This window comes from Bacteroides acidifaciens (assembly GCF_024623065.1).
Taxonomy (GTDB): Bacteria; Bacteroidota; Bacteroidia; order Bacteroidales; family Bacteroidaceae; genus Bacteroides; species Bacteroides acidifaciens.
The window spans coordinates 26,092-41,022 of record NZ_JANJZR010000002.1; the positions used below are offsets into that span (position 1 = coordinate 26,092).

Genomic DNA, 14,931 nt, shown 5'->3' on the forward strand with positions numbered 1-14,931 from the left:
TTGATTTTCCTTTTTTCGTAAAAAGTGCCACAAAGATAGGGATTTATCTCATAAATAAGACAGGGAGGGTATTAATTTATCTTATTCCTGACCTTCTTCGTCTCATTTTCATTGTTTGGAGAGTGTTGACGCCTGCTCTTTACGCTTTCAAGTATTAATGACTGACGTCACAACTGCCAATGCACAACGTTTCAAGTATTAATACCTGATATCCCAACTATTAACAACTGACAGTTCAGCTATTAACAACTGACAACCTCAACTGTTAATACCAGACAATCGGACAATTCGCACCCGACACATCCATTCAAAAGCCACATCCCCCCTTCCACATACGGATATTACATGCGGATGCTGCATACAGAAAGCTCAATATTGTATGCAAAAACAGCGATACTGCATACAAAAACGGCAAAAAACGCGGTTTAACCGGCAAAATCTCCACAAAGAAAAGAAAAGAAAAGAAAAGAAAAAAGAAAGAAAACATCCTCCCTAACCCTCCTTCGGAAGGAATGAGGAAGGAGGGAGACATCCATTTTTTTGATACACGAATTTATACACGCACATTTTCCAAATCACTTGTCTGGTCCGTATCTTTGCCGTATCTTTGCGCTGACGCATCGACCGCTTCCATTTATGCCGGTGGGTCTGGGGACAAAAAACGTGAGTTCTTTGCGTCCCTATATGAATTTATTTCGTATTTTTGCATGGACATCCTCCTTTTTTGATGTCCGCAAAGATAACCTATTGTAAAAGCAAAGCGAAGATTGATATATGAGTGACGAAATCAACGAGATACCGGAAGAACATTCAGACTACAAACCGGCGGACGCGCGGGACGAAAACGTAAAACATCAGTTAACAGGCATGTACCAGAATTGGTTTCTGGACTATGCCTCATACGTTATTTTGGAACGTGCCGTACCTCATATCAATGACGGTTTAAAGCCTGTACAACGCCGTATCCTGCATTCTATGAAACGTCTGGACGACGGACGGTATAACAAAGTGGCAAATATTGTGGGACACACCATGCAGTTCCACCCCCACGGTGATGCTTCCATCGGGGACGCCTTGGTACAGTTAGGACAGAAAGACCTGTTGATTGACTGCCAGGGTAACTGGGGTAATATCCTCACCGGAGACGGCGCAGCTGCTCCCCGTTATATCGAAGCACGCTTGTCCAAGTTTGCGCTGGATGTTGTCTTCAATCCCAAAACTACCGAATGGAAACTTTCTTATGACGGACGAAACAAGGAACCGGTCACTCTTCCTGTGAAATTCCCGTTATTATTAGCACAGGGAGTGGAAGGTATCGCCGTTGGACTTTCTTCCAAGATATTGCCACATAACTTCAACGAACTTTGCGATGCTTCCATCAGTTACCTGCGTGGAGAGGAATTCCAACTATATCCCGATTTCCAGACAGGCGGCTCGATTGACGTAGCCAAATACAACGACGGAGAACGTGGCGGAGCAGTGAAAGTACGTGCCAAGATCAACAAGATTGATAACAAAACGCTTGCAATCACAGAGATCCCTTATGGGAAAACCACTTCAACAGTGATCGACTCTATCCTGAAAGCTGTCGATAAAGGAAAAATCAAAATTCGCAAGGTAGATGACAACACAGCTGCCAACGTAGAAATATTAGTGCATCTGGCACCAGGTACATCATCGGACAAAACAATCGATGCATTGTACGCATTCACCGATTGCGAAGTAAGTATCTCACCCAACTGCTGCGTGATTGATGACAGCAAACCTCATTTCCTCACTGTCAGCAAAGTCTTGAGAAAGTCGGCAGACAACACGCTGGATTTGCTAAAGCAGGAACTGGAAATCAAGAAAAACGAAATACTGGAAGCGTTGCACTTTGCTTCGCTCGAAAAAATATTTATCGAAGAACGCATCTATAAGGACAAAGAGTTCGAACAATCCAAAGATATGGACGCAGCCTGCGCACATATTGACGAACGCCTGACGCCATTCTATCCGACATTTATCCGCGAAGTGACCAAAGAGGATATTCTCAAACTGATGGAAATCAAAATGGGGCGTATTCTGAAATTCAACTCGGACAAAGCGGACGAACTGATTGCCAGAATGAAAGAGGAAGTGGCCGAGATTGACGACCATTTGGCTCATATCGTAGATTATACCGTCAACTGGTATCAGATGTTGAAGAACAAATACGGCAAGAACTTCCCGCGCCGTACGGAACTTCGCAACTTCGACACCATCGAAGCTGCCAAAGTAGTAGAAGCAAACGAGAAACTTTATATCAACCGCGAAGAAGGATTTATCGGAACAGCCTTGAAAAAAGATGAGTTCGTGGCATGTTGTTCGGATATCGATGATGTCATTATCTTCTTCCGCGATGGTAAGTATATCGTTACTCCTGTTGCCGACAAGAAATTCGTCGGCAAGAATGTTCTTTATGTCAATGTATTCAAGAAGAACGATAAACGCACGATTTACAACGTAGCATACCGCGATGGAAAAGAGGGAACGACCTACGTTAAACGCTTTGCCGTGACTTCCGTAGTCCGCGACCGTGAATATGACGTCACCCAAGGTACCCCCGATTCACGTATCACCTATTTCAGTGCCAATCCGAACGGGGAAGCCGAAATCATCAAGGTTACGTTGAAGCCTAACCCACGCGTACGCCGCATCATCTTCGAGCAAGACTTCAGCGAAGTGGGCATTAAAGGTCGACAGGCACGCGGTATCATCCTCACCCGTCTGCCGATACACAAAATTACCCTGAAACAGAAAGGCGGTTCGACCCTCGGCGGGCGTAAAGTATGGTTCGACCGTGACGTACTCCGCCTCAACTATGACGGACGAGGTGAATATCTGGGCGAATTCCAGAGTGAAGACACCATACTGGTCGTTCTGAACAACGGTGACTTCTACAACAGTAACTTCGACCTGAGCAACCACTACGAAGATAATGTAAGCATCGTTGAGAAGTTCAACCCCAACAAGATATGGACTGCCGCGCTTTATGATGCCGACCAACAAAATTATCCGTACCTGAAACGTTTCTGTTTTGAAGGTTCCAACCGCAAGCAGAACTACTTGGGCGAGAACAAAAACAACCGTCTCATCCTGCTGACCGACGAATACTACCCGCGCCTGGAAGTTGTATTCGGCGGACACGACAGTTTCCGCGACCCGCTGGAAATTGATGCGGATGAATTTATCGCTGTCAAAGGGTTCAAGGCAAAAGGCAAACGTATCACTACCTACACAGTTGAGACGATTAACGAACTTGAGCCGACCCGTTTCCCCGACCCCGAACAGCAAACGCAGGACGAACCGGAAGAAGAACCGGAGAATCTGGATCCGGACAACGGCAAGAGTGAAGGAGATATTATTGACGAAATCACCGGGCAGATGAAGTTATTCTGATGAAGAAAAAACTAATATACTGGGGGCTGACAGGATGCATCCTGTTCGCCCTCTGCACCAGATTACAAGCGCAGACCGACAGCCTGCAAACCCATCGCTATGTAACACGTGCCACCATGTACGGTATCGGATTCACCAACGTATTCGATACCTATCTTTCGCCTCAGGAATATAAAGGAATCGATTTCCGTGTTTCCCGCGAAACGATTCGGATGACCAGACTGTTCGACGGGAATATTTCCGTGCAGAATTTCTTCCAGGCAGACATCGGTTATACGCACAACCGTGCCGACAATAATAACACATTCTCTGGCCTGGCCAACTGGAATTACGGTCTTCACTACCAGTTCCGGCTGACGGAGAACTTCAAGTTACTGGCAGGTGGATTGATAGACGCTAACGGTGGCTTTGTTTACAATCTCCGAAACACCAACAACCCCGCTTCCGCAAGGGCTTACGTCAATCTGGATGCCTCCGGAATGGCAATCTGGCATCTGAAAATCAAACAATATCCGATGGTATTGCGTTATCAGATCAATCTGCCTGTAATGGGAATGCTTTTCTCACCACACTACGGACAATCCTATTATGAGATATTCTCCTTGGGCAACGCCGGAGGAGTGATAAGATTCACTTCCCTGCACAACCAGCCTTCACTCCGTCAGATGCTTTCCGTCGACCTGCCGATAGGATATACAAAAATGCGTTTCAGCTATCTGGCCGATTTGCAGCAATACAAAGTAAATAATATCAAGACACATACCTACTCACACGCATTCATGGTAGGATTTGTGAAAGACCTATACCGTATCCAAAATAAAAAAGGAACAAGCGTCTTACCATCATCGGTAAGAGCCTACTAAGAGAACGGAAATTTAATGTTGAAACTTCAAAGCGTGAGAGATAACAAGAATGAAAAATAAGATTATACAACTACTTTTGCTAATCTGCTGCCTGCCGGCGCTGACCGGCTGCATCAGGGAGGATGAGTATGCCGATGATCCCGTAGGCAACTTCGAGCAACTATGGAAGATTATTGACGAACAGTACTGTTTTCTGGAAGCAAAAGGAATTGACTGGGATGCCGTCCACGAAGAATACAGAAAACTGATTATACCGACCATGTCCAACGATGACCTGTTCGACATTCTAAGCCAGATGCTGTATATCCTGAAAGACGGGCATGTCAATCTATCTTCTGCAAAACGCACTTCTTTCTACGATGACTGGTATCAGGGATACGACTGGAACTACCGGGAAGATATTCTTTATCAGACTTATCTGGGCAGTGCCAGCAGTGGTTATTACACTGCTTCCGGCTTGAAATATAAGATATTCGATAATAATATAGGATATATCCGTTACGAAAGTTTCAGCGCAGGAGTCGGAAACGGCAACCTGGACGAGGTTCTCCTCTACCTGGCACCTTGCAACGGATTAATCATTGATGTACGCGACAACGGCGGTGGAAATCTGACGAACTCTACCCGTATCGCCGCCCGGTTTACCAACCAAAAGACGCTGACCGGATACATTCAGCACAAAACCGGACCGGGACATAATGACTTCTCTAAGAAGGAACCGATTTATCTGGAACCATCCGGCAGTATCCGTTGGCAAAAAAAGGTCGTTATATTAACCAACCGCCGTTGTTATAGTGCGACAAACGATTTTGTTAATGCGATGCGCAGCATAGAAGATACAGAAATCATCCAGGTCGGCGATTGGACCGGTGGCGGTTCGGGACTTCCTTTCTCATCTGAATTGCCGAACGGATGGAGCATCCGTTTCTCTGCCAGCCCGCACTTCGACAAAAACGAACAACCGCTGGAAGAAGGTATCGCACCGGATATTGCCATCAATTTGTCTGAAGCAGACCAACTTAAAAAGAAAGATACCCTGATTGAAAAGGCATTCGAGATATTAAGTGAGTAACTTTATTACCGAATAATTTGTCAAATCAGAAAATCTTCCTATCTTTGCACCGCTAAACAACAAAGCTACACATGCGGATGTGGCGTAATTGGTAGCCGCGCCAGACTTAGGATCTGGTGCCGTGAGGCGTGTAGGTTCGAGTCCTATCATCCGCACAAACTACCCTGTATTTACAGTTAAAAAGCCCCTAAAACGGACATTTTAGGGGCTTTTTTGTGTCTTGAGCAGTGGTGGTCTTACTGACCACCTCCGCCACCGGTGTTTCCACCGCCTTCTCCACCTTTCACATCATCATTATTGATGCTTCGGGCAGCTTTCTTCACACTGGCTTTCAGTTCTCCAATCCGGTAGCCGATACTGAATCCGACATAACGGTTCGGATATTTCCCGCTACTCTTTGATATAAAATTATCACCTTTCGTATGACTGTTATATGTCCTGTACTTCTCAAAAATATTGTTGCAATACAGGTTCAGCGTGAGACGGTCATCCTTCAGGAACGAACGATTCAACCCGATGCTGTAATACTGATAGCCGGAACCTTTTCCCTGCAAACTGATATACGGAGTACTCCCGCCCCCATTCAGGCTCAAACGGATTTTCAAAGGCAACGTATGCTGGATACCCCCGTGGCAAGAAACGTTCCATCCATAATTGTGCAACCCTTGCGCCTCACTTTTCAAATCCCTGTAACTTCCGCGCCCGTTCACGTAAATACGTGTTTTAGGAGAAGCGTTCCAATTCAGATAAAGAGACAACCCCGTATCCCGGTTCTTGCCGATATTGTCATAAGTGCTGTACATAGCCCCATTCGGCGCCATATGCTCCGGATTATCATCAAAGATTTCTCCGTTCTCATTGGTTATCAAGCGGCTCACCATCTCTATTCCGTTATTCCCGAATGAATGGCGTAACGAAACGTTTATATTGAACTTGGCACTGAAATTACTGTACGCAATATCAAAAGCATGGCTTTTCTCACTCTTCAAATCCGGATTTCCCTGACTGATAGACATCGGATCTTGATTATTAAAATAAGGATTCAGGTTCCAGATTCCCGGACGCCAGATGCGCATATTATAACCGACACGCAAATTCTGCGTCTTGCCTATTTTCATTCCCAAAGAGACGGACGGAACCCAATCGCTGTAATTCGTATGGAAGTCCTCACCCGGCCCTACGATATATTTCACCCGTTGTATGGTCTGCTCATAACGTACTCCCGGCTTGAAAGAGAAGTCCTTATACTTTAAGGTATATCCCACATAAGCCGACAGGATATGGTTGAGATGGCGGTACTCACTGCTGCGGTCTTCATTATACACATAATTATCGCTTCCGCCTGCCGCCTCATAAAGCGCGTTATCACTGCTATTGCGACGGAAAATGTATTTCGTTCCCGTCTCAATGGTATGCAATTTCCCTATCGGAGTCGTATAATCCACCTGGAAAGTCTGCTCCATCGTATTCGTCTTTCCATCCGAATGGTAATTTTCCAACCGCAACCGTTCCGCCAGTTCCTCTTTCTGCTCGTCGGGGAATATGTCCAGATAAACATTCCTGGAATTATCTGTTTGAGGTTGCGTATTTATCTTATAAGATAAGGTCAGCATCCGCTGCTTATTCCTCCGCGAAGTACGCTGATAGTCTATATTTCCATTTATGGAATACCACGAGTTTTTATTACGGCTATCCGTCCGGTAACGATAAGCCACGTCCTCATGGTTCGTCCTATACATTACCGTATTTCCGTTATTGTCGCTCTCATTACTGCCGCCATACATTCCGAAAGCCGCCGTCAGCAGCCTCAACGTATCAATCTCATAACTTGCTTCCAGATTGCCATGCTGGAAATTCCCTTTCGATTTGGAACTGCTTTGAGATTCGAGAAACTTCTCGTCCCTCGCCCCCGGCTCGTAATTCTCACGGTAATTGTCCGAGTAGCTGCGCGGGCTATTATTATAATCGTAGTTATAATTGACGGAAATAGTCATCTTTCCCTGTTTCACCATCGCGTAAGTACCGGCTCCGGCTCCGTTGTTAGAGACATTTCCCCGGAATGTAGCCGTATATCCCTCGAATCCGCCGCCCACGGTGACGATATTCAGAATACCGCCTACGCCTTCCGCATCGTACTTCGCCCCCGGCGAAGTAATCACCTCAATATATTTAATGGTATTTGCCGGCATACTTTTCAGTACTTCTTTCGGATTATTGCTCATCATGTTATTCGGCTTCCCGTTCACATGTATCTTGAAACTGCTGCTTCCGTTCACCTGCACATTATCTTCCCCGTCCACCGTCACCAAAGGAACTTTGCGCAGCATCTCCAGAATACTGTTCGACTTGGAGTCGGGGTCGTCTTCAATGTTATATTCTATCTTGTCCACATCTACCTTCACCAAAGGCTTCTGGGCGACAACTTCCACTCCCTTCAGTTCATTATTGGCTTCCGAAGAATACAACGTCCCGAGGTCGATTATTTTCGTAGAAGGTTTCAAAGTGAAGTCTTTCACAACAGGCGCTTTACCTATCGAAGAAATGCTGATTGCATAATCGCCTGCCGGTACATTCAATTTCTCCTGGAACTTACCATTTGCCCCGGTCACCGCCATTTTTACAGCTTTGTCCGGAACACCTTTCTTGGTAATCCTGATGGTGGCATACGGTTCTCCCTCTTGGGTTAACGAATCCAGAAGAACACCTTTGATGGTAAAAGAAGGAGCTACATCTTTTTGCGCCCACCCCGCCGCAAACGTAGCAAACATGAATAGTAATAGTAGCAACAGTCTGTGTTTCATGATTAGAATGATTTAGTTTTTTATTTATTAGACGCAGGACATTCTGAAATGCTGCAAATATGAGGGGATAAAAGTAGGTGGTTTCGTGCCAATTACGAAACATTCGGAGTTAAAAAAGTAGAACGAACAGATAAAATTTCTTACTAAAGCATCACCTTTCCTGAAGCATATCCTCCAAAAACCGGTGGTCAATGTTCGCCGGCCTCATGGCACAGCCACGCAGGAGATGCGCCGCTACGCTTCATTCATCGGAACGAGCAACCACAAGGACCTGCTGACGGACACTTCCGGCAGCCGACGCTACATCGTCATCAACGTAACCGCCCCATCGACTGCTCCCCGATTGACTACGAGCAGCTTCTCGCCATCGAGATACTGGAACAGGTGCAGCATGACAGCAGGATTCATGTATCAAATTGCAATATTATTCAGTTCGGCAGAATATTACAGAGGAATCAAGTGCCTTCCGTGCATACCAAACGGGGGAATGTCTACAAAGTGGTTCGGATTAAGCCGAAAAGAGAATAAATATACAGTCCTCAGGACGGTGATAGGTGATAGATGAGGTGATAGGTCAGAGACAACCTATCACCGTTCTGTAAGCACGATGAACAGGGAGTTTCAGAAGGGTGGTGATAGGTTGAAAGAGGAATTGGTGAAATCACTATGGAGTGATTCGTATTTAAAGTTACTATTCCTCAGCAATTATCCAATCTCCGATAGTTCTTGTCGTACTGTCGAAGTTTACTCCTATCTTTATAACTTTCCGATGATCGGGTTGATAAGGTATAGCATATCCTCTACTATTTATCTGCGCCAACGCTTCTTCCGGGGTGCCATCCATCTTGAATTCAAAGACATAGATGGCATCATGCAGTTTTACGACTACATCTGCACGCCCAATCGCACTTTTTACTTCCACATCTACATACTGTCCCATCAGCCGGAACAATAGATAGAAGATAGTCTGATAATGCTTCTCTTGTTTATTCTCCAAATCATTGGGGATAGAAGCAAAGAAAGACCTTATCCGTTCCAAACACTCAGTCAGTTTTCCGGCTCGCAAATCCTTAATAAAAGAAACTACATAGAATGTGTTTTCCCGGGCAGGCAAATGCACGTAAGCAGGCATAAGAGATTCGATGAATCCTTTCCGCACCTCTTTGTTGGGATAAGCAAGTGTATAAAGCTGAAATTCAGGGTCATATCCTTTGATAGTGAGATAACCGCTTTGATAAAGTACGGGAAGAGGGTCAGTAATAGCACTCGTCGGGGCATCAAACTGCTCGGCAGTAGCCGTAGCACCGTCCAATTCACGAATATCGAAATTACTTTGCTGCAATATGTTTATCAAGAAAGTAGGCGTTCCGGTAGAAAACCAGAAATTTTCATAACTCTTTTGAGCAAATGCATTAAACAAACTGAACGGATTATAAACATCTTCACATTTCTTACTGAAATGATAACCGTCATACTGTTGTTTCAGATGCATGCAAGCCTCCTCATAGGTTTCATCATTGGCCTGTGCCATCATCTCAATATCAATTTTCAGTTGCGTACGCAATTCCTGCTCGGTAATACCACAGATAGCGCTATAATCATCCCGCATACTGATATTCTGCAAATTATTCAATTCACTGAAAATACTCATCTGACTGAATTTGCTGATACCTGTCAGGAAAAGAAAGCGTAGATATTCCCCTTGTGCTTTCAAAGGACTGAAGAATTTCCGCATTTCTTCACGAAGATCATTTTGCAGTTCCGGCAAATGATTACTGTCTAATAAAGGAGCGTCATATTCGTCGATAAGTACTACTACCTGCAAACCTGTCTGCTGATATGCCCTTTTTATTATTCCGGAAAAACGAGCCGCATAACCTTCTTCTTCCGGATCATTACCATAAATTCGTTCCCATTCACGAAGTTGAAGATTTAAACGTTCTTCTAAATCAGACATAGCAGTGTACTTTGTCATGCTGAAATCTATGTGCAACACCGGATAGACATTCCACTCTTTCTCCAAACGTTCCATCGCCAATCCTTGGAACAAATCTTTCTTCCCTCGAAAATAAGCATCAAGAGTAGATACCAGCAAACTTTTCCCAAAACGGCGAGGACGACTCAAAAAATATACCTTATTGGTATTTGCCAGACGATATATCAACTCCGTCTTATCTACATATACGTTGTTGTTATTACGTAAATCTTCAAAATTCTGTATCCCTATCGGGTATATTCTGAAAGTGCTATCCATAACGCTTATCTTTATTAAAATGAAATGTAGACAAATATAGGGATTAAAAAAGATACCACAAATAGTACATACTGTTTTCTACACCTCATTCTGTTAAAAGCAATCATCTTATACTTTTCTCTTTCTAAAAACAATGAAGTAGTTGGAAATTTACTACCTTTGTGTAATTGAGTTATAAAACCGGAGTATATGAGTAGTAAAATTTACCCTATTGGCATACAGAATTTCGAAAAGATTCGTAATGACGGTTATTTCTATATTGATAAAACGGCATTGATGTATCAAATGGTAAAAACCGGTAGTTACTATTTCTTAAGCCGCCCGCGCCGCTTCGGAAAGAGTCTGCTCATCTCCACTCTGGAAGCTTATTTTCAAGGAAAGAAGGAACTGTTCACGGGACTGGCAGTAGAAAAGTTGGAAAAAAACTGGATAAAATATCCCGTGTTACATATCGACCTTAACACCGAAAAATACGATACTCCGGAAAGTTTGGAGAATAAGTTGAATGGAGTATTGGTGGAATGGGAAAAAAAATACGGAGCAGAGCCATCGGAAAAATCTTTAGCCACACGCTTTGAAGGCATTATCAAACGTACCTGCCGACAAGAGGGGCAACGCGTAGCCATTCTTGTGGATGAATACGACAAACCAATGCTGCAAGCTATCGGCAATGAAGAATTACAAAAAAGTTTTCGTAACACTTTAAAGGCTTTTTATGGTGCATTGAAAAGCCAGGATGGATGTATCAAATTCGCCATGCTGACAGGAGTTACCAAATTTAGCAAAGTCAGCGTGTTCAGTGATCTGAATAATCTGGACGATATATCAATGTGGAACGAATATATCGAAATTTGCGGTGTCAGCGAACGGGAAATCCATGAGAATCTGGAAGCTGAGCTTCATGAATTTGCCGATGCACGGAGAACGACATATGAAAAGCTTTGTACTGAATTGAAGGAGTGCTATGACGGTTATCACTTTACTCATAATTCCATCGGCATGTATAATCCGTTCAGCCTGCTCAACGCGTTCAAGCGTAAAGAGTTCGGCAATTATTGGTTTGAAACGGGAACACCTACCTATCTGGTGAAGTTACTGAAAAAGCATCATTATGATCTGGAACGGATGGCACACGAAGAAACTGATGCACAAGTACTAAATAGCATCGACTCCGAATCAACCAACCCGATTCCAGTGATTTACCAAAGCGGATACCTCACCATTAAAGGATATGACGAACGTTTTGGCATATATCGTCTAGGTTTTCCCAACCGTGAAGTGGAAGAAGGTTTCATCCGTTTCTTACTTCCTTTTTATGCGAATGTGAATAAGGTGGAATCTCCATTTGAAATTCAAAAATTCGTTCGTGAAGTAGAGGCCGGAGACTATAGCTCTTTCTTCCGCCGCCTGCAGAGTTTCTTCGCTGATACGACTTACGAAGTAATCCGGGAGCAGGAATTACATTATGAAAATGTACTTTTCATCGTTTTCAAACTGGTTGGTTTCTATACCAAAGTGGAATACCACACCAATAACGGACGCATAGACCTCATCCTGCAGACAGACAAATTCATTTATATAATGGAGTTTAAGCTGAATGGTACAGCGGAAGAGGCGTTGCAGCAGATTAACGACAAACGATATGCATTGCCTTTCGAAGCAGATGGGCGAAAACTGTTCAAGATAGGGATTAACTTCAGTGAGAAAACCCGTAATATCGAGAAATGGGTGGTGGAATCCTGAATGAGATATTCCCGCACATTGAAAAAATGCATAGATTCAAACAACATCAAGTTATTCAAATCTATGCATTTACAATATACAATAATACTATTAACGTATTTCTTTCACAAAATAAATCAAGGCCGGGAAGTGGTCACTATATCCATTTATAAAAGTATTACTGGAGAAACTCTTTATTATCTACGGTAATATTTATTCTAACCCAGGCCAAGCTTTTGTTGAGTAAGTGGCTTCAAGTGCATTTTCCAAGTTATCATTAAGATTGGGAAAGAAATCAATTCCTGTTTTTTCTTCCAGTTCGTCTATCGTAAGGGCGTAGTCGGCGAGTCTGATTGTTGACGGTTTGCTGTCTTGGTGTTCCATCCAAAAGGCTATCGCTTTGAACGATTCGCCTTTCTTAAACAATAAAGCCATGTAGTAATATTTGGGAACGGGCTTGCTGCGGTCGCCGCCGATATATTCCTTAATATGTTCTTCCTTATCAATCGTTCCGCCTTTCACTACGTACAAGGTGTCGGAAGCGGTACAGCTACGTCCCCACGACTGCACTTGTCCTTCCAATGCCAGCCAAACGCCTGTATTGAAATTGTTTCGTTGCGGGCTCATGTTGGTATAATAGAAAGTCTGATCATTGGCTTCTTGCAAATAAAGTCGGTCGGCTGAAGCACAGAGGTGCCCTCTATCATAACCTCTTCTCCCGAAGTCTGCTTGTACGCGCTGGTATTCTGTGCCAAGCAAAGGGTCTGGGATAAATTCATTGCCACGGGTTGCTGTCTGTAACCGGGTCTGATTGTCGAACCGGAATGCAATCCAACGGGAGTGTTTCTTGCTCTTATCGTACTCTGTACTAAAGGTGGTCACTTTCTGTCCGTTGACTATTGTAGAGTGGGTTAAGAATACATCGCTTGCACCATTACGAAGGGCGGGGAGTTCTACGATGCCGGTGGCAAAATTATTGGAATCGTAATTGTCATCGTTTTTGTCACAGCTATGGAAACTCAGACATAACAAACACAGAAAAATAATTCTTGAAAAATACGTCATACTTATCCTTTTAAAGAATGAATTTACCAAACTATTATATCATATTAGAATAAATTCCCCTGCTGCAAATACATACAACAGGGGAAATTTATATTAAAGTTGTAATTCCAAGTTATTATTCTATTTTTACGAGTTCCATATCGTCATAATAGATATAACCGCCACCAGTTCCTTTAGCATCTTCACCACGATAAGTTCTCACTTCATATCTTATCTTAGCTACATTTTCAGGAAGCGTGACTTCAATTTTCACCTGTTGCCATTCCGGATTATCTTCAGAGTAAGAACTTTGCTGAATTTCACTATTCAGGTCATTTACAGTTTTATTATTTGCATCTACCAAAGCAAACCAATAACGTGAACGAGCTTTAGGATCATTATCTAAAAACCAATAAGATATACGATATTTTTTGCCACCTTCCACTGCAACTTCTTGCTGTATCTTTTGTGTACCATCATCTGATTTCTGTCGCAAAGAATTGTTTCCACCATGTTTAATAGTAGTTTCTTTTGTTATCTCACCTGTATTATACTTATTATCCCATGCTGTCGGCAATTTCTCTAACCACTCTTCAAATCCAGGATTTACAAGCAGGTTAGCTCCAGGAGTCGGTTCTGGTTCCGGTTCCGGTTCCGGCTTTGGTTCTGTTCCGCTACCTTCACCATATACAATATCATCAAGTCCATAAGTCTGTACATCTTTTTCCCTCAACGCTACATATTGGAAACCAACAAAACCATTCTGCCCAGCATAAGCAGTCAAGTCTACCATCAAGTCATTTGTCCACTGATATGTTCCAGTAGTAGGTATACCGTTAACCGGAATTTCATGTTGCTCCATTTTTCCATCTTTCAACTGCAAGAAAAATACTTTCAAAGACATCGTTTCACTATACTTATTAACCGTAGCTTTAAAAGTAAATTTCTTATCAGCACTAACCGTAAAATAAGGAGTTACAAACCAATATTCAGCAGTTTCACCTTCCTTGATACCATAAGTAGAAGCAGCCAAATATTTCTGAGGGTCATAAATAGCTCCTTGCCATATTCTCGTTCCTTTTACTGCTTTGTTAATCCAACCGGTTTTTGAATAATCTTTTTGATGTTCAACATCTGCAAAATCGTTAGAGAAATCAGTCAACGGAGTTACAGTAATATCCAATCCTAAAGGATTATTCGGGTCTAATTCCTCTTCACCACCTTGCTCCTCACCAATTGGTTGATTATTAAACACCGCAGCTGTTGTATTAATCAACGCAGCCTTTCCAAAGCCCTTGCTCAACTCACCTTGAATCAACAACAGACCACCTTTATTATCCGGATGATCTTTCAGATTTAAAGCATTTGCCAAATCACTTCCGTTCTTTATTTTAACCGGCAAACATTTGCTTTCATTAGTTTCGTCAGGACTTTCTGCTATCAAAACATTAGATGTAATATTGAAAGGAGCAGTAAAACTAGCCTTATTACCAGCAAATTCACCTTTATCATCATATACATTCTCAATTGCTCCTACAATATACCCTTGCACCCAAGCGATAGAGCCATCTTGTTTCTGCTGAGCAGCTTCAATATTATATGGATTTTCCTTAGTACCATCTCCTACGACTCCCGGAGCATCACCTTCTCCCAATATATCATAAGGAGCAGGAACATCACTACATGAACTAAATGTAAACACCGCAAGCAGTGTTAAGAATAAAGCATTTAGAATCTTTTTCATAATTATATGTG

General features: G+C 43.1%; 8 protein-coding genes, 1 tRNA gene and 1 pseudogene. 6 read left to right on the plus strand and 4 right to left on the minus strand.

The window, feature by feature from the left end; all coding sequences use genetic code 11:
* Nucleotides 1-774: 774 nt before the first annotated feature.
* From NSB03_RS00650 to NSB03_RS00665, 4 genes are all read left to right on the plus strand, one after another.
* The gene (locus NSB03_RS00650; RefSeq protein WP_135036423.1) at nt 775-3,420 is read left to right on the plus strand and encodes a DNA gyrase/topoisomerase IV subunit A; all 2,646 of its coding nucleotides are present in this window, start codon (nt 775-777) and stop codon (nt 3,418-3,420) included.
* A complete protein-coding gene (locus NSB03_RS00655; protein WP_024986164.1) occupies nt 3,420-4,283 on the plus strand; it encodes a DUF3316 domain-containing protein in 864 nt (287 codons plus the stop codon). Before NSB03_RS00650 ends, NSB03_RS00655 begins: the two co-directional genes overlap by 1 nt.
* 49 nt (nt 4,284-4,332) lie before the next feature.
* Complete coding sequence (locus NSB03_RS00660) at nt 4,333-5,355, plus strand: S41 family peptidase (protein WP_024986163.1); 1,023 nt, start codon at nt 4,333-4,335, stop codon at nt 5,353-5,355.
* 73 nt (nt 5,356-5,428) lie between these two features.
* Nucleotides 5,429-5,510: transfer RNA gene (locus NSB03_RS00665), tRNA-Leu, on the plus strand.
* A gap of 81 nt (nt 5,511-5,591) precedes the next feature.
* Here NSB03_RS00665 and NSB03_RS00670 read toward each other — a convergent pair.
* Nucleotides 5,592-8,156, minus strand: coding sequence for an outer membrane beta-barrel family protein (locus tag NSB03_RS00670; RefSeq protein ID WP_024986162.1), 2,565 nt, complete (start codon nt 8,154-8,156; stop codon nt 5,592-5,594).
* A 157-nt stretch (nt 8,157-8,313) separates the two neighbouring features.
* On the opposite strand from NSB03_RS00670, the pseudogene NSB03_RS00675 reads away from it, so the two are divergent.
* Nucleotides 8,314-8,684: pseudogene (locus NSB03_RS00675) on the plus strand (DUF3874 domain-containing protein); the annotation flags it as partial.
* 163 nt (nt 8,685-8,847) lie between these two features.
* Here NSB03_RS00675 and NSB03_RS00680 read toward each other — a convergent pair.
* The gene (locus tag NSB03_RS00680; RefSeq protein ID WP_121766575.1) at nt 8,848-10,410 is read right to left on the minus strand and encodes a PD-(D/E)XK nuclease domain-containing ATP-binding protein; all 1,563 of its coding nucleotides are present in this window, start codon (nt 10,408-10,410) and stop codon (nt 8,848-8,850) included.
* Between the two features lie 189 nt (nt 10,411-10,599).
* Here NSB03_RS00680 and NSB03_RS00685 point away from each other — a divergent pair, with 189 nt between their 5' ends.
* A complete protein-coding gene (locus NSB03_RS00685; protein ID WP_257466139.1) occupies nt 10,600-12,153 on the plus strand; it encodes a PD-(D/E)XK nuclease domain-containing ATP-binding protein in 1,554 nt (517 codons plus the stop codon).
* Between the two features lie 192 nt (nt 12,154-12,345).
* Here the strand turns inward: NSB03_RS00685 and NSB03_RS00690 are convergent, their stop codons facing one another.
* Together NSB03_RS00690 and NSB03_RS00695 are read right to left on the minus strand one after the other, a co-directional pair.
* Nucleotides 12,346-13,197, minus strand: coding sequence for a DNA/RNA non-specific endonuclease (locus NSB03_RS00690; protein ID WP_024986161.1), 852 nt, complete (start codon nt 13,195-13,197; stop codon nt 12,346-12,348).
* A 115-nt stretch (nt 13,198-13,312) separates the two neighbouring features.
* Entirely contained in the window at nt 13,313-14,920 is a 1,608-nt protein-coding gene (locus NSB03_RS00695) for a DUF6359 domain-containing protein (protein ID WP_024986160.1), read from the minus strand.
* Nucleotides 14,921-14,931: the final 11 nt, after the last annotated feature.